Source organism: Mycobacterium sp. SVM_VP21 (genome assembly GCA_024758765.1).
In the GTDB taxonomy this organism is placed as follows: Bacteria; Actinomycetota; Actinomycetes; order Mycobacteriales; family Mycobacteriaceae; genus Mycobacterium; species Mycobacterium heraklionense_C.
The window spans coordinates 792456-813659 of sequence record CP101406.1; the positions used below are offsets into that span (position 1 = coordinate 792456).

Sequence of the window (21204 nt, forward strand, 5' to 3'; positions counted from 1 at the left end):
CGTCGGTGCATTCTCCCGACACCCGGTCCCCCACACTGAACCGCGCAGCGCCGCCACGCGTGTCAAGGATTAGAAACCGCGGACAGGGAGTGACGCCCTTGCACACCGATCTTCATCTTCATCAGGATCCGTCGCGCCTGCGCGAGCTGACCATCGAACTGCGCGACGTCGTCCGCGAGTACCGGATCGGCGGGCAGCGGGTGCGCGCACTCGACCGGATCAACCTGCATCTCACCGGCGGCCAGTTCGTATCGATCGTCGGGCCGTCGGGTGCGGGCAAGAGCACGCTGCTGCACCTGCTCGGGGCGCTGGACTCCCCCGACAGCGGTTCGATCATCTTCGACGGCTCCGAAATCGGCCGGCTCGGGGACGAGCAGGCGTCGGCGTTTCGCCGGCGCCGGGTGGGGTTCGTCTTTCAGTTCTTCAACCTGCTGCCAACCCTGTCGGCGTGGGAGAACGTAGCCGTTCCGCAGCTTCTCGACGGCAGCCGACTGGACAAGGCCAAGCGCGATGCGATCGGCTTGCTGGATCGGGTCGGGCTCGGCAACCGGGTCGAGCACCGTCCGGCGGAGCTGTCAGGCGGCCAGTTGCAGCGCGTCGCGATAGCACGGGCCCTGATGATGGATCCGTCGCTGATTCTCGCCGACGAACCCACCGGAAACCTCGACTCCGCAACGGGCGCTGCGATTTTGCGGCTGCTTTCCGAGGTGGCGCACGAGGGCGGCCGCTCCCGGATGGTGGTGATGGTGACCCATGACCGCGACGCCGCCGCGGCCACCGACCGGGTGATCAGCCTGCAGGACGGCCGGGTCGGTTCCGACAGCGGTGATCGCAAGCGCGGCGAAGCCGGGCGAAGCGGGTCGCCGCCCAACCAACACAGCGGTGATCGCAAGCCCGGCGGAGCCAGGCGAAGCGGGTCGCCGCCCAACCAACACAGCGGTGATCGCAAGCGCGGCGAACGGGCGACGGTCCGGCGATGATGTCGGCAATCGCCGCCACCGCGAGCCGATTACGGCTGTTCAGTCTGCGCGAATTGGCCGTACACCGGCGGCGCACCCTCGCATCGATCACGGTCATGGCCGTGTCGGCGATGTATTTGGTGGCAGTGCTGGGCATCTTCGGGTCGATCACCGGTTCGGTGAACCGACTCTCCGACGGGATCGCCGGGATCGCCACACTCGAGGTGTCCGGCGTCACCGATGCCGGATTTCCTGACGCGCTGGCGACCGAGGTGGCCCGGGTTCCCGGCGTCGCGACTGCGGCGCCGCTGATCCGGGCGACCACTCCCACGGCCACCGGGACAATACTGTTGTTCGGCGCGGACGCCAGCAGCGTGGCCCTGGCCGGAGCGTTGGCCGACGCGCTGGCCCATCCGCCGACGGCGCCATCGGCGACACCGAGCGGCGTGCAGGTCGGACCCGGGGTGGGCCACGGCAAAGGCGACGGATTCCGGCTGGGCACGACCTGGGTCACGGTGACGCAAGTACTCACCGGCAAGCATCTCGCCGATCTCAACGGCGGCAACTATGTGCTGGCCCCACTTGCCTTGGCGCAGAACATCACCGGGCGGCTGGGTCAGCTCGATTCGATCCTGATCACCACCAAGCCGGGCGCGGACCCCGCCGCCGTACGCACCGCGGTGACTTCCGCCGTCAACGGGCGAGCGATCGTCGCCGAACCACGGATGCGCGCCACTCGCGCCGGCGACGGCGTCAAGCTGATGAACTACATGGCGCTGATGGGCGCGGCGGTTGCGTTGGTGGTCGGGGCATTTCTGGTCTACACCACCATGACCATGGCGATCGCCCAACGCCGCCCGGCCATCTCGACACTGCGCGCGATCGGGGGCCGCCGCTCTACCATCGTCACGGACCTGATCGGTGAAGCCGCAGCCCTCGGCGTGCTGGGCGGAGCCGTCGGCGCGGTCTTAGGAATATTCCTGGGCCACTTGGCTATCCAACGACTCCCCCCGGCTGTCACGCAGGGACTCGAAGCCCGGGTCGAGTACTGGTTGCCCGGCTACGCACTGCCGGTCGCAATAGCAGCGACGGTCCTCAGCAGCGTGACCGCGGCAGCCATGGCGGCGCGGCAGGTCTACAAAGTGTCGCCGATCGAGGCGTTGGCGCCGGTCGGGGCTTCCGCCGCCGACACCGTCCCACGCCGGCTGCGGACGGTGACCGGAGTCGTGGCCGTCGCCGTGATCACGGTGTCGTTGTTCATCATCGTGGGCCATCGCGGCGCCACCTCCCTGGCCGCGATGATCGCGGTGTTCGGCGCCGAGATCGCGCTTGGCTTTGCCCTCACCGCGTCCCTGGTCGCCGCGGCGGCCGCCGCCGCCCGGACCTTCGGAACGGTCGGCGCGGTCGGGGCTGCGACGATCGAGCGTGCGCCGCGGCGGGTGTGGGCCACCGTGATGACCGTACTGATCGCCGTGGTCACCACGGTGGTGGTCACCGGTACCGACAACGACATGATCTCCTCGGCGCGCGCCATCTTCGCGCCCGTCGCGGGAGTCGACGTATGGGTGAGCGCGAACGCTCCGGACAGCTTTCCCACCGACGCACTGCCGCAAGGCCTGGAAGATCGCGTGGCAGCGGTACCGGGGGTAGACCGGATCAGCCCGGGCGCCTACGGATTTGCGGTGATCGGTGGCACCCGGGTAATGCTCGACGGATTCTCCCCCGGGTCGGCCGATCCGCTGTTTCGCGCGCTCGGTGAACAGACGCGCCGCGACGTGCTCGACGGCCGGGGCGTGGTGCTCTCGCAGGACCTGGGCACCACCCTGGGCGTACGGGTTGGCGACGAGCTGCACCTGCAGACACCGCGCGGCCCTCGGCAGGCGCCGGTGCTAGCGCTGGTGCCGTACTTCTCGACGGTCATCGGAACCGTCGGGATCGGCCTCGACCAACTACGCGCCTGGTTCGATCGCCCGGCGGTGACCACCCTGCAGGTGACCGCCGCCGACGGGGTCGATCCGGCGAGGCTGCGCACCGACATCCGCCGAGTGGTCCCCGAGCCGAACTACGTCTATGACGGACGGACCGCTCTGGCGGGCCTCGAGGCGCCGCTGCGCCAGAGCATGGTGATCGCCAACACGGTGCTGCTCATCGTGGTGTTCGTGGCCGCCGTGGCCTTGTTCACCACCTTGACGCTCTCGGTGCTCGAACGTCGCCGCGAGATCGGCGTGCTGCGGGCGATCGGCGCCAATCGCCGCTTCACCGTGCAGATGGTGTTGGCCGAAGCGGTGGGCATCGGGGTGGTCGGCGGCCTGGCGGGGCTGGCGATCGGTCTGACCGATCAGTGGCTCTACAGCCTGGTCAGCGCTGAGATCATGAATTTCACCGTCACGTTCCAACCGAGCGCGGCGGCACCGGCCTACGCCGCGGGCGCGGTGGCGATCAGCCTGCTCGGCTCGGTGCCGCCCGCACGACGAGCCGCCCGGCTCAACATCATCGATGCGGTCGCCAGCGAATAGCTTTCTCGACTGGCTCAGACGAGACCGAGCTGGATGAGCTCGATGAAGAACTCGGCGAAGGGGTCCGTAAAAGGCAGGGAGAACGTAAAGTCCAGATCCGGATTGTCCGGAACGATGAACGTATTGACCGTCTCCCCGGCTACCCCGATGCTCGCAGCCCCGAACCCCAGGTTGTCCTCCGGATCGGTTCCCGACGTCAGAATGTCGGTGAACATCGGCGTTTGAAGGACGACCGCAACATAGTTGCCGTCATCGGGATCGCCAGCCGAGGTGAGGGTGAACAACCCGAAATCGGTGGTGTGACTGATGAAGTCGGGATCGTCGCCGGCGGCGAACAGCGGGGCACTCAGATCGCCGGTGTCACCGACAAACCACGGGTCGGTGCTGACGCCGCGGCCGCCCCCGTCTGCGTAGGCCGGGGGGCTGCTCGCCAACGGGGCGAGCCCGGCGGCCAACGCTGCACCGACACCTACCGCCGCCCGGCGCCGGCTCGCAACCGTTCTGCTCATGTTGGGAATTCCAATCTTTCGACGTTACCTAGCCCACGTTCTCGCCTGCTCGGCGGTTCACCCCGCACGGTGGCGAACCCCTGCAGCTGCGGTGTGCACGGCGGCGGCACCGGAGTACGTCGAATGCTGTTCAGCGCGGTGGTGTCGAATCCTGCTGCGGCGATGGCGTCCAGCGTCCGCCGGTTCGGCCGGCAGCCGGACGCCAGCCATGCCCACGGCTTCGCGATCAGGTCCTGGAATCGGCCCATCGCGCCGTCACCACGGACATGCTCGAGTACGACCAGCCGGCCGCCTGGGGCCAGCACTCGGCGAATCTCGGCGAGGGTGGCATCGACGTCGTCGACCGAGCACAGCACGAGACCGACGTGTACCGAATCGAAGCTGTTGTCCGGGAACGGGATCGACTCACCAACTCCGTCGACGATTTCCACCGGTATGCCGTGACGGCGCCCGACGGCGACGGCCATCCGGCGCATCGCGGGCTCCGGCTCGACGGCCGAAACCGACGTCACCGCCGCGGGCAGAAACATCAGATCCGCTCCGGGCCCGAGGCCGATCATCAATAGCCGGCCCATCGCGTAGCTCATGGCCGTACGCCGGTACCGCCGATAGAACAGCCGGTCGAAGAACGGCATTCCGAGTCGATACACATACGGGAACAACGGGTTACGGCGTGGCATCGATCGCCCACAGCTCGCCCTGATCCAGCCGGAAAGGCGGATACTCATCACGCATCAAGGAGACGTACACGGCCACCCGGTAACGCCACCGAACGATGCCCAACAGCAGGTCCGACATGCCGGTCGGGATCGTGCCGGTGACCAACAACGTCAACGCTGTGATCACGCACAGCAACTGCAACGCGGGCTCGAGCGCCCAACACATCAGGATCTGCGGCAACCCCAACAACCACCATTTGACCAACACCGCCCGGCGCTCGAGCTGTTCGGGGTAATCGACCTGCAGATCGGCCGGATAATCGGGCCGAGACGCCAGCGTGAACGGCGGGTATCGGTCGGTGCTGTTCATCGGAAACCGGTAGTTCATGACCCGCCATGACCAGCGCAGCACACCCACATTGAAGTCGAAGATCCAGCGCGGATAGCGACCGGTGATCGCAATCGCCACTCCGGCAACGAAAGTCAGCGGCAGGTAGGCCAGATACAGCACGATCAGAATCGGGTAGTGCGGAGTGGCCAGCACGCACCATTTGAACAGCCACAGCCAGCGCGAGGGACTGTCGAATTCACCGCGCACCCGTACCGGATCCGCCGGTGCCGGCGCGACGGGACGAACGGTCACATCGTCACGCGCGGGAAGCGACATCGGTCCGCCCTCCTCAATGGCTGCGATCTGTGGGTTAGCCGGCGATATGACTGATATCGGCCAGCCCAAGGCCGCGGCTGATCTCGGCCGACATCCGGCGGTGACTGACCGAGCGCAGAAACATGGTCATCCCCCAGGTGTGCAATCGGTCCGGGATGAACGCCGCCGGTCTCAGCACCAGCTCGCTGTGGGACAGCTGCAGCGCCGTCACCCGAGACACCGCCGCCACTTTGCGGCGACGCGTGTTCTCGTACCAGCGCAACGCGCGCGACAGATCATGATGCGACGGTGCTGGCGACAGATCCGCCAGCGCCTTGCACAGCACCATGGCGTCGAGCAGCGCCTGGTTGGTTCCCTGCGCCATGGTGGGCGGCATGGTGTGCGACGCGTCGCCGATCAGGGTGATCGCACCCCTGCCGGCCCCGGGAACCGGATGACGAAAATGCGGATACGGCGAGCCGGCCAGATCGTCGTCGGTCAAGGCAGCCAGCACGCGATCCACCGGAGCGGGCCAACCGGCAAACTGTTGACGGATCATGTCGATCGGGGATGCCGGGCGAACGAAGTCCGCTGACCACGGCAGATCGAACCACCACTGCAGCTCAGGGCCACCGGCCGGCCACAGTCCAAGGTTCCCGTGCTTGCCGACGATCATCAGTGCCACCCGCTTGTCGGCGACCAGGTCCGGGAGGCTGACCAGTCCCTGCCAGCTGCTCCAACCGGTCGGCTTGGCCGGTGGGGCGTCGGTGAGATCCCGCACCATCGAATGCAGCCCGTCGGCACCGATCAACAGATCGCCGCGGACCGAGCTGCCGTCGTCGAAGTCGACTCGCGCCTCATCCTCGGTAGCGCTCACACCCACCGCGCGGGCATTGCACCGAATGCGCTCGGTCGGAAAGTCATCCAGCAGGCGTTCCAGCAGCACCCGGCGCGGGACCATCCGAACCGGTGCACCCAGCCCGCGCGCCATCGCGGTCATGTCGAGGGTAGCCAGTGGACGGCCGGTGGACGTCGTCACCTGGACCGCAGACAACGACTGCCCGGCTCCGGACATATCGACGCCGAGCTGCCCCAGCACCGTCGCGCCGTTGGACCAAATGGTCACGGCACCGCCGCCGGCCTGAAGGTGTGGCCGCTGCTCAAAAACGGTGACGTCGTGGCCGTCGCGCAGCAGACCGCGAGCAAGCGAAATCCCCGCCACACCCGCGCCGACCACAAGGACGCGCAAGGCTGCGTTCGAGGCTCGCACCTTCACCGTGGTGACACGGTTCAGCGAGGAGTTTGGTTCATTCCCCTACGTGATCAGCCCGCGGCCGGGCTGGTCAGAATCCTGGGCCCGTCCTCGGTCACCGCAACACTGTGCTCCCAGTGCGCGGCGCGTGACCCGTCGGCGGTGACGACGGTCCACTCGTCTTCGAGGATCACGGTCTGGTCGGTGCCCAGGGTCAGCATCGGCTCGATGGCCAGCACCGAGCCCGCCACCAACAGCGGGCCGCGGCCCGGCGATCCCTCGTTGGGCAGGAAGGGGTCCATATGCATCTGACGGCCGATACCGTGGCCACCGTAACCGGCAACGATGCCGAACGAGCGCTTGAACTGAGTCGACGCGGCCCGGGCACCCATTTCGATGGCGTGCGAGACGTCGCTGAGTCGGTTGCCCACCACCATCGCCGCGATGCCGGCCTCCATCGCCTGCCGGGTGGCCGCGGACAGGTCTTCGTCGGCGGCACTCAGCGTCTCGATCCCGAAGGTGACCGCGGCGTCGCCGTGCCAGCCGTCCAGGATCGCGCCGCAGTCGATGGACACCAGATCGCCGGCCACCAGCACCTCGGCTACCGTCGGGATGCCGTGCACCACTCGGTCGTTGACCGAGCTGCAGATCGATGCCGGGAAGCCGTGGTAGCCCAGGAACGAGGGCGTGGCGCCCGCGTCCCGGATCACCGATTCGGCGATTTCGTCCAGCTGGAAAGTCGAGACTCCGACGGCCGCCGCTTCGCGGACTGCGGCCAGTGCGGCGGCCACAATAGCGCCCGCCGCAGCCATCGCGTCGAGCTCACCGGGGCTGCGATGCGGCACCGCTTTGCGCCGCTTCGCCCACCCGACCACTACTGTCCCAGGGCGGTCAGGGCGCGGGTGAACACCTCGTCGAGCGTGCCGAGCGCGTCCACGACGTGCAGGTCGTGCTCGTCCTGGTAGTAGTCCAACAGCGGCGTGGTCTCCTCGCGGTAGACCATCATCCGGTTGTGGATGACCTCAGCGGTGTCGTCGGCGCGACCACGTTCCTTGAGCCGCTTGAGCAGTTCGCTCTCGGTGACCCGGAACTCCAGGACCGCATCCAGTTTGGTCTGGCGGCTTTCCAGCATGGCGTGCAACGCCTCGGCCTGCTCCACCGAGCGGGGGTAGCCGTCCAGGATGAAGCCGTTGGCGGCATCGGGTTGGTCCAGCCGGTCTTCGACCAGCGCGTTGGTCAGCTCGGGCGGCACCAGGTCGCCTGCGTCGAGGTACTGCTTGGCCTGCTTGCCCAGCTCGGTGCCCTCGGCAATGTTGTGCCGGAACAGATCGCCGGTGGAGATCTGTGGGACACCCAGCTTCTCGGAGAGCTTCACCGCCTGGGTGCCCTTGCCTGCTCCCGGCGGTCCCAGCAGTACGACTCTCACTTGAGGAACCCTTCGTAGTTGCGCTGCATGAGCTGGCTCTCGATCTGCTTCACCGTGTCCAGACCGACGCCGATCATGATCAGCACCGCGGTGCCACCGAAGGGCAGGTTCTGAACTGTGCCCGAGCTGCCCATGTGCAGGAACAGGTTGGGCAGCACCGAAATGACGCCAAGGTAGATCGAGCCCGGCAGCGTGATCCGGCTGAGCACATAGCGCAGGTAATCCGCGGTTGGGCGTCCCGGCCGGATGCCCGGAATGAAGCCACCGAACTTCTTCATCTCGTCGGCCCGCTCGTCGGGGTTGAACGTGATCGACACGTAGAAGTACGTGAAGAAGATGATCAGACCGAAGTACAGCGCGATGTAGACGAAGTTGGACGGGTCAGACAGGTAGGTGCTGACGAACTTGTCCCACCAGCTGTTGCCGGGGCCGCCGCTGCCGCTGTGGACCAACTGGGTGATCAGCTGCGGGATGTAGATCAGCGATGAGGCGAAGATGACCGGGATAACGCCGGCCTGGTTGACCTTCAGCGGCAGGTACGTCGAGGTGCCGCCGTACATCCGCCGGCCGACCATGCGCTTGGCGTACTGCACCGGGATACGGCGCTGGCCCTGCTCCACGAAGACCACGCCGACGACGATGGCCAGTGCGGCCAGGCAGACCATGGTGAACACCACGGCGCCGCGGGAGTCCAGGATGGTCTTGCCCTCGATCGGAATGCGGGCGGCGATACCGACGAAGATCAGCAGCGACATGCCGTTGCCGATGCCTCGCTCGGTGATGAGCTCACCGAGCCACATCACCAGCACAGCGCCGGAGGTCATCACCAGCACGATCACGATCAGGGTGAAGATGCTGTGGTCGGAGATGATGTCGTGACGCAGGCTGCAGGTCTGCAGCAGCCCGCCGTTGGCGGCCAGCGCCACGATGCTGGTGGCCTGCAGAACCGCCAGCGCGACCGTCAGATAACGGGTGTACTGCGTCATCTTGTTCTGGCCGGACTGGCCCTCTTTACGCAGTTCCTCGAAGCGCGGGATCACCACGGTGAGCAGCTGCACGATGATGCTGGCGGTGATGTAGGGCATGACGCCGATGGCGAACACCGTCAGCTGCAGCAGCGCGCCGCCGGAGAACAGGTTGATCAGCGAGTAGACCTGCGCGGCATCGCCACCGCTGACTTCCTTGATGCACTGCTGCACGTTCTGGTAGTCGACGCCGGGCGACGGGATCGCAGCTCCCAGGCGGTACACCACGATGATGCCCAGCGCGAACAAGATTTTGCGCCTCAGGTCGACCGTCCGCAGCGATGAGATGAAAGCCGAGAACACTCTTCTCCTCCTGCGCAGCCGAGGTCCGGTCGCGGCGTTCCAATGGGCTGTTGTGTCCCAGCCCCGGTTAGTCCTGGGTTAGTCCTGCGTTGTCGCGTCCACGTGCCGGCCGATCACGACGAGGCCACGCGTGTCTTAGGCGCGTCAGCAGTCTACGAGAGTAACAGTTGCGCACCGCGGGCCGGGCGGGCGTCGGCGGCACTGCCAGCGTGCGATCAGCGTAGCGGCGTACAGTCACCGATAGCTCGTTAAATACGCTAACTAACTTCCCGACGGCACGCGATCGGCAGAGCTAGATAGAAGCTAGAGAGATAGGAGTGTGCACCATGGCAAGTACCGGCCGATTTCCTGGAGACACCTGGGACCTGGCCTCCAGCGTGGGCATCACCGCCACCGGCGTGGCCGTGGGCCGTGCGATGGCCAGCCGGGCCGCCCATCCCCTGATCAACGACCCGTTCGCCGAACCGTTGGTGCGCGCCGTCGGCCTGGACCTGTTCACCAGGTTGGCCAGCGGCGAGATCGCCCCGGAAGACTTCGGCGACGGGGCCCCGATGGACATGGCCCGGATGGCCGACAACATGGCTGCCCGCACCCGGTTCTTCGACGACTACTTCACCGACGCGGGCGCCGCCGGCATTCGCCAGGCCGTCATCCTGGCCTCCGGACTGGACTCGCGCGCCTACCGGCTCGCGTGGCCCGCCGGCACCGTCGTCTATGAGGTCGACCAGCCCGAGGTGATCGAGTTCAAGACCCGGGTGCTGGCCGAGCAGGGCGCCCAACCCACCGCCGACCGACGGACCGTCTCGATCGACCTGCGCGAGGACTGGCCGGCGGCGCTACAGGCGGCCGGCTTCGACCCCGCCCTGCCGACCGCCTGGAGCGCGGAGGGACTGCTGGGTTACTTGCCCCCCGACGCGCAGGACCGGCTGCTGGACACCGTCACCGCCCTGAGCGCACCGGGCAGCCGGATCGCCACCGAGAGCATCCCCGGCCTCGACGCGGACACCGAAGCACAGGCCCGCCGGCGCATGCGGGAATCCGCGGAACGGATGCGCAGCCACGGCGTCGACATCGATATGGCCGAACTGCTCTATTTCGGGGACCGCAACGAGGCCGGTAGTTACCTGGCCGACCACGACTGGCGAGTCGACAGTCACGACGTCGGCGCACTGTTCGCCGAATACGGGCTACCGCCGCTGGATGTCGACGAGGAGCCCGGCTTCGGCAAGCTGGCCTACATCAGCGCGGTCCGGGGAGCAGGACAGTGATGGAACGCACCGGCGGTGCTCGATCCCTTGGGGACAGCTGGGACCTGGCTTCCAGTGTGGGCACCACGGCCACCATGGTCGCCGCCGCCCGCGCGCTGGCCACCCTGGAAGCCGAGCCGATCATCTCCGACCCGTTCGCGGCACCGCTGGTGCGTGCGGTCGGGATCGACTTCTTCACCAAGATGGTCGACGGCACCCTGGAGCCGGCGGTGGCCGCGGAGGCCAAGTCCGCCGCCGGCCCGATGACCGCCGTGATGGCAGTGCGCACCCGATTCTTCGACGACTTCTTCGGCCAGGCCGCGGACGCCGGCGTCCGGCAGTCGGTCATTCTGGCCGCCGGACTGGATTCACGGGCCTACCGGCTGGGTTGGCCGCAGGGCAGCGTGGTCTACGAGATCGACCAGCCGGACGTGATCGAGTTCAAGTCCCGCACACTGGCCGACCTGGGCGCCCAGCCGACCGCCGATCGCCGCGCCGTCGCTGTGGATCTGCGCGACGACTGGCCGGCTGCATTGCGCGACAGCGGTTTTGACGAGACGAAGCCCACCGCCTGGAGCGCCGAGGGCCTACTCATGTATCTGCCGCCAGAAGCGCAAGACCGGCTGTTCGACCACATCACCGCATTGAGCGCCCCGGGCAGCCGGGTGGCCACCGAGTACCACCCCGACGGCACGGCCGCCCTCGGCGGCTCGAACCAGTCACTGGGGCAGCGGTTCGCCGACCAGGGTCTGGATCTCGACATCACCACCCTGGTGTACGCCGGCGAGCGAAACCCGGTCGGGCCCTACCTGCGCGAGCGCGGGTGGCAGGTGCGCGAGCGTGGCCGAGAGACCGTGTTCGCCGACTACGGTCGCAGCTTTCCCGATAGTGACATCGTGGCGCGGCTGCGCAATTCAGTTGCGATCGAGGCGATTCGGCTCTAAACGGCACTGCGCCACCCAACGACCATGGCCGCCGGTCCCGAAGGACCGGCGGCCATCGTCGTGATGGGGGTGACCCCGGTTATCAGCTCGGGGGAATGACCCCGCCGCCCTTGCCGCCCTCGCCGGGCAGTCCAGGCGGGCCGGCGGTGCCGCCGCCAGCAGCCGCGCCGCCGCCACCGGCCGGGCCACCCGGACCGGCGGCTCCGGGCCCACCCGGAGTGCCGTCGGAGCCGTTGGAGCCGTCGTTACCCGAGGTGCCGTTGGGGTTGTTAGCCGCGCCGCCCTTGCCGCCATAGTTGCCGCCGGCCGCGTTACCGCCGCTGCCGCCGTTACCGCCGCTGCCACCGTTGCCACCGGCGCCACCATCGGGGTTGGCAGCGCTGCCGTTACCGCCGGGGGCACCCGCGCCACCGGCGCCGCCGTCGCCGCCCCTGCTGCCGCTACCGCCGGCACCACCCTTGCCGCCGTCACCGCCGTTGCCGGAGTTGCTACCGCCGAGGCCGCCGTCGCCGCCCTTACCGCCGTAGCCACCGTCGGCACCGTTGGAGCCGTTGCCACCGGTACCACCGGTACCACCAGCACCTGCCGACTCGCCAGGCGTACTACCGGCATCGGCGCCGGTACCACCGGTGCCACCGTTTCCGCCCTTGCCGCCGATCCCGGTGCCATTGCCGCCGGTACCGCCGGTGCCGCCGTTGGGGTTGCCGGACTGGTCGCCGGCGGTGCCGGTCGAGCCGGTCCCGCCGGCGGTGCCGGGGCCGGTGGGAGCGTTGGCGCCCTTACCGGCGTCGCCACCGTTACCGCCGTTTCCATCGGCGCCGGCGTTGCCGCCCTTGCCGCCGTTGCCGCCGAACTGGCCGGTGCTGGTCGCGTCGGCACCCTTGCCACCGTTGCCACCGTTACCGCCGGTGCCAGTCGACCCGGCTTTGCCGTCCGCGGCTTGGTGCCCGTCACCGCCGGTGCCGCCCGTGCCGGCGGTACCTGCCGTGCCGCGATCACCGCCGTCACCACCGTTGCCGCCGTTGCCACCGTGCGCGCCCGATCCGGTGGTGTTGGTGGCGATCCCGTTGCCGCCGTTGCCGCCGTTCCCGGCGTTGCCGGCGTTACCGGCATTGCCGCCCGTGCCCCCGGCACCGGCGGTGCCGCTTCCGCCGGCCCCGGTACCGGCCACGCCACCGTTGCCGCCGGCAGCGCCGTTGCCACCGTTACCGCCGCTGCTGGCGTCGCCGCCCGCCGCGCCGTCCGGGTTCGCGCCGGTGCCGTTGCCGCCGGTGGTGCCGTTGCTGCCGTGGCCGCCATTGCCGCCGTTGCCACCAGCACCGCCGGCGCCACCGTTGCCGCCGACACCGGTGTTGGTGCCGCCGAGGCCGCCCGCGCCGCCGTTGCCGCCGGCGCTGCCGTTGCCACCGTTGGTGCCGTCGACGCTCGGGTCCGTGGAGTTGGTGCCGTTGGTGCCGTTGAAGCCGTTGCCGCCCGCGCCGCCGTTGCCGCCGCGGCCGTCGGGGCCGGCGTTGCCGCCCTTGCCACCGTCGCCGCCGGTCTGGCTGGCGTTGGTTGCCGCGCCACCCTTGCCTCCGGCGCCGCCGTCGCCGCCGGTCGCATTGGCACCCGCGGTGCCGTTGGCCGCCTGGGTGGTTCCGTCGCCGCTGGTACCGCCCGCACCGCCGGCCCCGGCCGTGCCGCGCACGCCGCCGTCGCCACCGTCGCCACCGTTGCCAGCCTCCGTACCGGCACCGCCGCCTAGGCCGGCGCCGCCGACACCGCCGTTGCCGGCGTTACCGGCGTTGCCGCCCGCACCGCCGACACCGCCATCGCCGGCATGCCCGTTCGCGCCGTCGGTGGCAATGCCGCCGACGCCACCGTTACCACCGCCGCCGCCCGTACCGCCGATACCGCCGTTACCGGCGTCGCCGCCGTCCGTACCGTTGCCGCCCGGCACGGTGGCGTCGATACCGGCGGTGCCGGTGGCCCCGCTTCCGCCCACGCCGCCGACGCCACCGGCCCCGCCGACCCCGCCGTTGCCGGCGTCACCGGAGGTGGTGCCGCCCGCGCCACCGGCGCCACCGTTACCGCCCTGGCCGCCATCGCCGCCGAGGGTGCCGTTGCCGTTGCTGTCGGTCACACCCGCCAGGCCGTTGGCGCCCGTACCGCCCGCGCCGCCGTCACCACCGGTGCCGATGGCCCCGGCGTTACCGCCAGCACCGCCGTTACCGCCGTTGGTTCCCGGGTCGGTGGCGTCGAAGCCTCGCCCGCCGTTACCGCCGTTGCCGCCTGCGGTGGCGTCCGCGCCGGCTGTGCCGTCAGTTCCGGCGGTACCGCCGCTGCCACCGGTACCGGCTCCGGCGCCGGTGCCGCCCAGGCCGGCCTCACCGCGGTTACCGCCGTCGCCGCCCTTACCGCCGTCGGGGTTGTCGGCGTCACCGGCGGCACCGGTTCCGCCGTTGCCAGCGTTTCCGGCGTTCCCGCCGTCACCGGCGTTCCCACCGTCACCGTTGCTGCCGCCGTTGCCGTTGGCCGCGGTACCGGCGTTACCGCCCACACCGCCATTGCCGCCCACACCACCGTTGCCGCCGTTGCCGGCGTTGCCGCCCGCCCCGTCATCGACGCCGGTCACCCCGGTCGCCCCGTCCTGGCCGGTACCGCCGCTGCCGCCCGTTGCACCGTTGCCGCCGTTGCCGCCGTCACCGGCGTTACCGGCCAGCGCGCCGCCGTTGCCGCCGGCACCACCAGCGCCACCTGTGCCGCCGGCACCACCGGCACCACCGGATGCGCCGGGCACGTCGCCGTCAGCACCGACTGCGCCCAGCGCACCGCTACCGCCGGCCGCGCCGTTGCCGCCGTTGCCGAGCAGGCCACCATTGCCGCCGGCGCCGCCGGCGCCGCCGTCGGCGCCCGGAACGGCGTTCGGGTCAGCCGAGGCGTCATAGCCCGCGCCACCGTTACCGCCATTGCCGTGAATGCCGGTGACGCCGGTCCCGGCCACACCACCAACGCCGTCGACGCCGCTGGCCGGATTGCCACCGGTGCCGTGCACACCGCCCACGCCGGCGTTGCCCGCCGTACCCGGGTCACCACCGTTGCCGCCCTTGCCGCCGTTGGGGTTCTCGGCATTGCCGGCCGCGCCGTTGCCGCCGTCGCCGGGGGTGTTGGCGTTGCCGCCGTTACCGGCGTCGCCGCCGTTGCCGTTGAGTCCGACCACGCCGTTGTAGACGACGCCCGCGTTGCCACCGTTACCGCCGGCGCCGCCGTCGCCACCGCTGCCGCCGCGGCCACCGTCCTGGCCGTCCTGGCCGGGGAGAATTCCGTCCGCGCCGTTGGCGCCGGCGCCGCCGTCTCCGCCGTCCGCGCCATTGCCGCCGTTGCCGCCATTGCCGGAGTTCCCGGCATCGCGACCACCGGCACCACCGTTTCCACCGTGACCGCCGTAACCGCCGGCCTTGCCGTCCACACCGGCCTCGCCGGGGTTGGTCCCGTCGGCACCGGCGGCGCTGTCGCCGCCATGGCCGCCGTTACCGCCGTTACCGCCGTCGCCGATTCGGCCCGCGGCGCCCCCGTTGCCGGCGGCACCACCGTTCTGGCCCTGGCCGTCAGCAAGCAGGCCGCCGTTGCCGCCATCGCCGCCGTGGCCACCGTTGCCACCACTGATGGCGGCCGCGCCGTTCGCGCCGGAAGCGGCGCGGGTGCCGTCGCTGTTCAGGCCGCCGAGGCCGGCGATACCGGCGATACCACGGTCACCGCCCGCCCCGCCGTTACCGCCGTCACCGGCGGACAGGCCGGTTCCGTCGTTGCCGCCGTTACCGCCATTGCCACCGTTACCGGCATTGCCGGCGTCACCGGCGCTACCGCCGGCACCGGCCACTCCGGAAGCGCCAGCCGGGTGGACCCCGAAGAACCCGCCTGCGCCGCCCTTACCGGCATTACCGCCGGCGCCGCCGTTGCCACCATTGCCGCCGTTTCCGCCGTTCATGCCGTCTTGACCGGGTAGGCCGCTGCTGACCCCGGCGCCGCCGGCGTTGGTGCCGTGCAGACCGTTCTGACCGTCACCGCCGGCACCACCGTCGCCGCCGATGCCACCATTGCCGCCGTTGCCCGCAGCACCGAAGAGCCCGCCCGCCCGGCCGCCGGTACCGCCGCCGCCGCCGATACCGCCGAAGCCGCCGTTGTCACCGCTCGCGCCGAAAGTGGCTCCGTCGGCTCCGTCGCCCCCGAAACCTCCGGCACCGCCAGCGCCGCCGGCGCCGCCGTTGCCGATGAAGATGGCCGCACCGCCGGCGCCGCCTAAACCACCTGCGCCGCCGCCGATTCCACCGACGCCGCCGGCGCCACCCAGGCCTCCGTTGCCCAGCAGCCAGCCGCCGGCGCCACCGTCGCCGCCGGCGCCGCCATCACCGCCGGCAATGCCGTCGAGTCCGGCGCCACCGGCGCCACCGTTGCCGATCAGGCCAGCGGCTCCACCAATCCCACCGTCGGCATTGATGGCGTCGCCGGCCACCCCGGCGCCGCCGTCGCCGAACAGGAACCCGCCGTCGCCGAGGTTGCCGAACATGCCCGAGCTGCCGAGCAACGAGTCGTTGACCCCGTCGAATCCGTCAATGCCGTTGCCGATCAGCACCCGCCCGAACAGGTCAACGAAGGGTTGGTTGACGAGGTTGAGCAGCGGTTCGGCGTAGCCCATCAGATCCTGACCGACGGCGTACAACGGCAGGTAGATGGAGTTCTGGAAGCCCGTGTAGAGCACATGGTCCATCTCCGCCAGCCATGGGCCCAACGGTTGCGTGGGATCGATGGCGAAAATGCTGGAGTCGAATGCGGCACCGGAGTCGAGGCCGGCGAGAAAGTCGTCCGACGATCCGGTGAACCACAGGCCCGAGCCCGCCGACCAGGAGTCGAACATCTCCAGGATCGGCTGCATGATCAGGTCGTCGAAGTCCGCACTGGCGGTCGGAGCGGTTGCCACCGGGCCCACCCCGAAAGCCAGGAACGCACCGACGGCGCTTCCGGCGCCGACGACCCGCCGACCGACGCCGCCTGGACGGCCGCCCTGCCAACGATCACGACTCTGCTTCATGTCGAATCCCTCAATTTCTGAATTCATGCCAGATTAACCTTCAGCTCAGTTGGAATTCACGAGCTGCAAATCTGGCCTACCTGCGCTGCAAGTTAGCCCAATTTGACGTTCTCGACGAATGGAAGTTTAAGTTTCTGCAGTGCCTCGTGAAGCGCTAAACCATGATTGACCTGAGCATTAACGGAAATCGAGAGCTGGGCCACATGGCAAATATCATTGTTTACCGACATATGTGAGGGACGCCACAGTTAGGTAAAACTACTTAGACGCCATCCTGGCACTTAAAATAGTAAAAACCTCATAAAAATGACTTACGCGACCGATCGGGCGACCCCCGCGCACTGGCCGGTGAGAATGCCGATCCGCAAACCCCGTCCCAGCATGGCAGTGCGCCCGCAGGGCGACACAGCACCGGCACCGAAATATCCTGGTCGTGGCGACTGCGCGGGCGCGGAGTTCGGCTTCCGCCATTTGGCGATGCCCAGGCGACCGCCAACGGTATAACCACCCCATGGTGCTCAAACTCAAGGTTCCCCAAGATCTGATCGGTGGAGACGCCGATGTGGGCTACGGCAAGGTCGCCGATGCGTTCCGCGCCAACTTCACCCACGGCCGTGAGGTGGGCGCCGCCGTCTCGGTGTATCGCGACGGCGTCAAAGTCGTTGACCTGTGGGGCGGCTACCGCGACGGGCGTGCGCGCGAGCCATGGCAGCAGGACACCATGGTCAACGTCTTCTCCAGCACCAAGGGCGTGGCGGCGCTGGCCGTGGCGCTGGCAGTCTCGCGGGGACTGTTCGGCTACGACGACAAGGTGGCCGCCCACTGGCCGGAGTTCGCCCAGGCCGGCAAGGGCGACGTCACGGTCCGCCAACTGCTGGGCCATCAGGCCGGGCTGTGCGCGCTCAAACCCGCGCCCGCGTTGGCCGATGTCGCCGACCCGAACCGGCTGGCGCCCATGCTCGCCGCGCAGAAGCCACTCTGGGCACCGGGCACCCGGCACGGCTACCACGCGATCACGTTGGGCTGGTACGAATCCGAGCTCATCCGTCGCACCGATCCGGCGGGCCGCACCCTGGGACGGTTCTTCGCCGAGGAAATCGCCGCGCCCCTCGGGCTGAACCTGCACATCGGCCTCCCGACATCGGTAAGCCGCAACCAGGTGGCGGTGCTGCACCAGTGGAAGCGCGCCGAGTCTCTACTGCACCTCAACGTGATGCCGGCGGCCCTGGTGGCGGCGTCGTTCAACCCGTTCGGGCTGCTGGCACGGGCGAGCGATTTGCCCCGGGACATCAAACCGTGGGACGGCGACTACAACCGCGATGACGTGCGAGCCGTGGAGATGCCGTCGTCCAACGGAATCGGCACCGCCTCGGCGATCGCCCGGCTGTATGGCGCCGCCGCCACCGCCGATCCGGCCCTGCGCCTGAGCCCAGGCGTACACCACGAACTCACCGCGACGCCGACACCGCCGTCTCGCGGCGAACGCGACAAGGTGTTGGGCGTGGAGGTGGTGTTCTCTCTCGGGTTATCCAAGCCGGCTTTTGGCTCCGTCTTCGGCTCTTCGGATAAAGCTTATGGCACACCGGGTTTCGGTGGCTCATTCGGGTTTGCCGACCCCGACACCGGCATCGGCTACTCGTATGTGATGAACCGCCTGGGTTTTCACCTCTACAGCGATCCCCGCGAACTCGCACTGCGCCAGGCGTTGTTCCGCGATGTGTTGGGCTCCCGGCTGCAGTCCTGACCCCTACATGTACTGGGGGCAGTAGTGCGCCGTCGAGATCGCGGCGAACTGGCCGGCCGTCTGAATGGTGAAGCCCGGGTTGGTGGTCTGCACCGCCACGACGGTGTCCATCGGCGACAGTCCCGCGTCCATCAGCTGGCACACCGCACGGCCGGCCGACACGGCGGCCTCGTCGTTGGCCCGGTGGCTAAGTCCGGCACCGTTCAAGGTGGCCAGGAACTGTCCATCGATACCGGTCGGCGCGGCGTTGGCGGGAGCGGCCAGGCCGACCATCGCGCTCAGACCTGCCAGCAGCAGTAACCGTTTCATGGCTCTGAGCATGCACGGGGCCCGTTAAAGACGTGTTACCGAGCTTTTACTGTCACGAAGAGAATTGTTGATTCTGGGTTACGCGCTTTACCAGCGCGACTCCCCCAGCCACAGCACGTGCGCCCCGTTGACCGAGCGTTCGACCTGGTCGACGACCCCGGCTAGTGACCGCACCAGCAGGCTGCCGACCGCATCGGACAGCGCTGCCGCCGGCTGCGACGACTGGCGCGGCCGAACGAACTCCCACCACGACGAGCCGGGGTAAGACACGGTGCGGACCGGCGCGTCCGCGTCGAGCCCGGCGAGCACTTTGGCGCGGCGCACCGCCGTGCGCAGGCCGCCCAGCTCGTCGACCAGCCCGCGTTCGGCCGCGTCGGCGCCGGTCCAGACCCGCCCGCGCGCCACCGCGTCCACCGCGTCGGTGGACAGGTTGCGCCCTTGCGCCACCCGCGACACGAAGTCGTTGTAGAACAGATCGGCTTCGGCCTCGACCTGTCCTTGCTGCTCGGCGGTGAACGGGGCGTTGATCGACCAGGCGTCGGCGTTGGCGCCGGTACGCACCGAGTCGGTCCCCACTCCGAGGCGGTCCTTGAGCTCACGGGCGACCAGCTTGCCGGTCACCACCCCGATGGATCCGGTGATGGTGGCGGGGTTGGCCACGATGGTGTCGGTGCCCGCGGAGATGTAATACCCGCCCGAGGCCGCGACCGCGCCCATCGAGGCCACCACCGGTTTGCCCGCTGCGCGAGCCTGTTGCACCGCCCGCCAGATGGTTTCGGACCCGGTGACCGAGCCGCCCGGGCTGTCCACCCGCAGCACAATTGCGGCGACCTCATCATCGGCCGCGGCCTCGCGCAGCGCTGCGGCGATCGTGTCGCCACCGACATTGCGGTTGCCCAGCGGCGACAGCTGCGGCCCGCCGGAGCCACTGACGATCGCCCCGGACACCGTCACCACGGCGATCGCCGGCTTGGGCTTGCGCCCGGGCAGGGCGGGCCCCGACCCGCCGGCCGTGGCATGGGCATAGCGCCCCAGGTACAGGCGCGGCGGAGCGCCGTCATCGTCGGCGCCGGTGGTGTCCTCGGCGCCGGAGAGTTCGGCGATCCTGTTGTACGCCTCGTCCCGGAATCCGATCCGGTCGATCAGGCCCGAGGCCACCGCGTCGTCACGCAGCAGCGGTGCCTTGTCGGCCAAGGCATCGACCATCCCGGCGTCCAGATTCCGGGACTCGGCGACGGCCGCGCGCACCTGGGCGTGCAGGCTCGCCACCAAGGCGGTGTCGGCCTCGCGGTGCGCGTCGGTGTAGGAGTCCTGGGTGAAAAGGTTGGCCGCCGACTTGTATTCACCGCGGGCGACGAACTGCGCCTCGATGCCGGCCTTGCCCAGCGCACTGCGCAGGAAGGTCGCATTGGTGGCGAAGCCGATCAGCCCGACCGTCCCCGACGGCTGCATCCAGACCTCACCGAACGCCGAAGCCAGGTAGTAGGACAGCGTGCCCGGGTAGGTTTCGGCCCACGCCAGCGATGGTTTGACGGCGGTGAATTCGGCGATCGCCGTCCGCAGCTCCTGCACCGGCCCAGCAGCCGCCGACGAAAGCTGCACGCGCGCAATCAATCCCGCAACCCGCGGGTCCTCGGCGGCGCGGTGGATCGCGGCCACGACGTCCCGCAGTACCGGCGGCCGACCACCGGAGCGGATCAGCGCCAGCGGGTCGAACGCCCCGGTCTCGTGGGGCAGCTCCTGCAGGTCGAGTTCGAGGATGACGCCGTTGGGCACGCCGTGGTGCCGGGCGGTGTCGATGCGACGCGCGACGCCGCGCAGATCGTCCAGGCCGGGCACGCCGGTCAGCAGGGAGAACATGATTTTGAGCCTACCGGCGCAGCCGGACAGGGCGACCGGAGCCGCCAGCGTAGGGGAAGCCCCGCACGCCGAAGCGTGCGGGGCTTCCCAGGTTGGGCCTGCGCCGCGAGTCGCTAGACCCCAGGCTGACCGGCGGTACCGGTGGGCCCGGTGGCACCCGGAGTACCGGTCTGGCCACCAGGACCGGGGTTACCACCGGCGCCGGCCTGCCCGCCGGAACCGCCGGCGCCCGCACCGCCGGCCGTGCCGGTGGAGCCGCCGGCGCTGCCGCCGTCACCGCCGTTACCGCCGGTACCACCGGTACCACCGGGACCGCCGTTGCCGCCAGGGTTCGGGCCGACCTGGTTGCCGCCCTGACCGCCCTGACCGCCCTGACCGCCCTGACCGCCCTGACCGCCCTTGCCGCCGTTGCCGTCGACGCCGGCCGAACCAGTGCCATTGTTGGCCGCGCCACCGGCGGCACCGTTGCCGCCGTTGCCACCGTGTCCGCCGGCATAGCCGTTACCCCCGACACCACCGGTCTCGCCGGGCAGGGCGCCGTTACCGGTCGCGCCCGCGTACCCGATGCCGCCCTTACCGCCGACTCCGCCGCTGCCGCCGGCTCCACCGTTGCCGGAGTTCGAGCCGCCCAGGCCACCAACTCCGGCGTTGCCGCCGTCGCCGCCTTGACCCGCGGGATCGGTGGGCGAGGTCGAGTAGTCGCCTTCGGCGCCGGCACCACCGTTGCCGCCCTTGCC

13 protein-coding genes and 4 pseudogenes are annotated in these 21204 nt (G+C 69.5%); 5 read left to right on the forward strand and 12 right to left on the reverse strand.

The annotated features are described in order from the left end of the window. Positions 1 to 146: 146 nt before the first annotated feature. Positions 147 to 821 (forward strand): annotated as a pseudogene (locus NM962_03950) (ABC transporter ATP-binding protein). On the opposite strand, the pseudogene NM962_03955 reads toward NM962_03950, so the two are convergent. Then, positions 821 to 949 (reverse strand): annotated as a pseudogene (locus NM962_03955) (gamma-glutamyl-gamma-aminobutyrate hydrolase family protein). The pseudogenes NM962_03950 and NM962_03955 sit on opposite strands and share 1 nt — an antisense overlap. A gap of 27 nt (positions 950 to 976) precedes the next feature. On the opposite strand from NM962_03955, the gene NM962_03960 reads away from it, so the two are divergent. Then, entirely contained in the window at positions 977 to 3475 is a 2499-nt protein-coding gene (locus NM962_03960; protein UVO13304.1) for an FtsX-like permease family protein, read from the forward strand. 14 nt (positions 3476 to 3489) lie between these two features. Here the strand turns inward: NM962_03960 and NM962_03965 are convergent, their stop codons facing one another. The 7 genes from NM962_03965 to secY all read right to left on the reverse strand — a co-directional run bounded on the left by NM962_03965 (position 3490) and on the right by secY (position 9295). Beyond that, a complete protein-coding gene (locus NM962_03965) occupies positions 3490 to 3984 on the reverse strand; it encodes a hypothetical protein (protein UVO13305.1) in 495 nt (164 codons plus the stop codon). Next, complete coding sequence (locus NM962_03970) at positions 3981 to 4664, reverse strand: methyltransferase domain-containing protein (protein ID UVO13306.1); 684 nt, start codon at positions 4662 to 4664, stop codon at positions 3981 to 3983. The genes NM962_03965 and NM962_03970 overlap by 4 nt, the downstream gene beginning before the upstream one ends. Continuing rightward, entirely contained in the window at positions 4651 to 5241 is a 591-nt protein-coding gene (locus tag NM962_03975; GenBank protein UVO14540.1) for a DUF4389 domain-containing protein, read from the reverse strand. Before NM962_03975 ends, NM962_03970 begins: the two co-directional genes overlap by 14 nt. A gap of 103 nt (positions 5242 to 5344) precedes the next feature. Next, positions 5345 to 6538, reverse strand: a complete 1194-nt coding sequence (locus NM962_03980) for an FAD-dependent oxidoreductase (protein UVO14541.1) — start codon at positions 6536 to 6538, stop codon at positions 5345 to 5347. Between the two features lie 74 nt (positions 6539 to 6612). Beyond that, positions 6613 to 7416: a type I methionyl aminopeptidase gene (map, locus tag NM962_03985; protein ID UVO13307.1), complete on the reverse strand. Its 804-nt coding sequence runs from the start codon at positions 7414 to 7416 to the stop codon at positions 6613 to 6615. Next, positions 7416 to 7967: an adenylate kinase gene (locus NM962_03990; protein UVO13308.1), complete on the reverse strand. Its 552-nt coding sequence runs from the start codon at positions 7965 to 7967 to the stop codon at positions 7416 to 7418. Before NM962_03990 ends, map begins: the two co-directional genes overlap by 1 nt. Beyond that, positions 7964 to 9295 carry a preprotein translocase subunit SecY gene (gene secY / locus NM962_03995; GenBank protein UVO13309.1) on the reverse strand — a complete coding sequence of 444 codons (1332 nt, stop codon included), beginning with the start codon at positions 9293 to 9295 and terminating at the stop codon, positions 7964 to 7966. The genes NM962_03990 and secY overlap by 4 nt, the downstream gene beginning before the upstream one ends. A gap of 326 nt (positions 9296 to 9621) precedes the next feature. Between secY and NM962_04000 the strand changes: the two genes are divergently transcribed. Together NM962_04000 and NM962_04005 are read left to right on the forward strand one after the other, a co-directional pair. Next, the gene (locus NM962_04000; GenBank protein UVO13310.1) at positions 9622 to 10563 is read left to right on the forward strand and encodes a class I SAM-dependent methyltransferase; all 942 of its coding nucleotides are present in this window, start codon (positions 9622 to 9624) and stop codon (positions 10561 to 10563) included. Then, entirely contained in the window at positions 10563 to 11486 is a 924-nt protein-coding gene (locus tag NM962_04005) for a class I SAM-dependent methyltransferase (GenBank protein ID UVO13311.1), read from the forward strand. Before NM962_04000 ends, NM962_04005 begins: the two co-directional genes overlap by 1 nt. A gap of 2614 nt (positions 11487 to 14100) precedes the next feature. Here the strand turns inward: NM962_04005 and NM962_04010 are convergent. Both NM962_04010 and NM962_04015 read right to left on the reverse strand, forming a co-directional pair. Continuing rightward, positions 14101 to 14373, reverse strand: a pseudogene (locus NM962_04010) (hypothetical protein). A gap of 993 nt (positions 14374 to 15366) precedes the next feature. Next, a pseudogene (locus NM962_04015) lies at positions 15367 to 16581 on the reverse strand (hypothetical protein). Between the two features lie 484 nt (positions 16582 to 17065). Between NM962_04015 and NM962_04020 the strand changes: the two are divergent. After that, positions 17066 to 18298, forward strand: coding sequence for a beta-lactamase family protein (locus NM962_04020; protein UVO13312.1), 1233 nt, complete (start codon positions 17066 to 17068; stop codon positions 18296 to 18298). Between the two features lie 3 nt (positions 18299 to 18301). Here the strand turns inward: NM962_04020 and NM962_04025 are convergent, their stop codons facing one another. Together NM962_04025 and sppA are read right to left on the reverse strand one after the other, a co-directional pair. Then, positions 18302 to 18607 (reverse strand): DUF732 domain-containing protein, encoded by a 306-nt coding sequence (locus tag NM962_04025; protein ID UVO13313.1) that lies wholly within the window; start codon positions 18605 to 18607, stop codon positions 18302 to 18304. A gap of 87 nt (positions 18608 to 18694) precedes the next feature. Further along, a complete protein-coding gene (gene sppA, locus NM962_04030; protein ID UVO13314.1) occupies positions 18695 to 20467 on the reverse strand; it encodes a signal peptide peptidase SppA in 1773 nt (590 codons plus the stop codon). Positions 20468 to 21204: the final 737 nt, after the last annotated feature.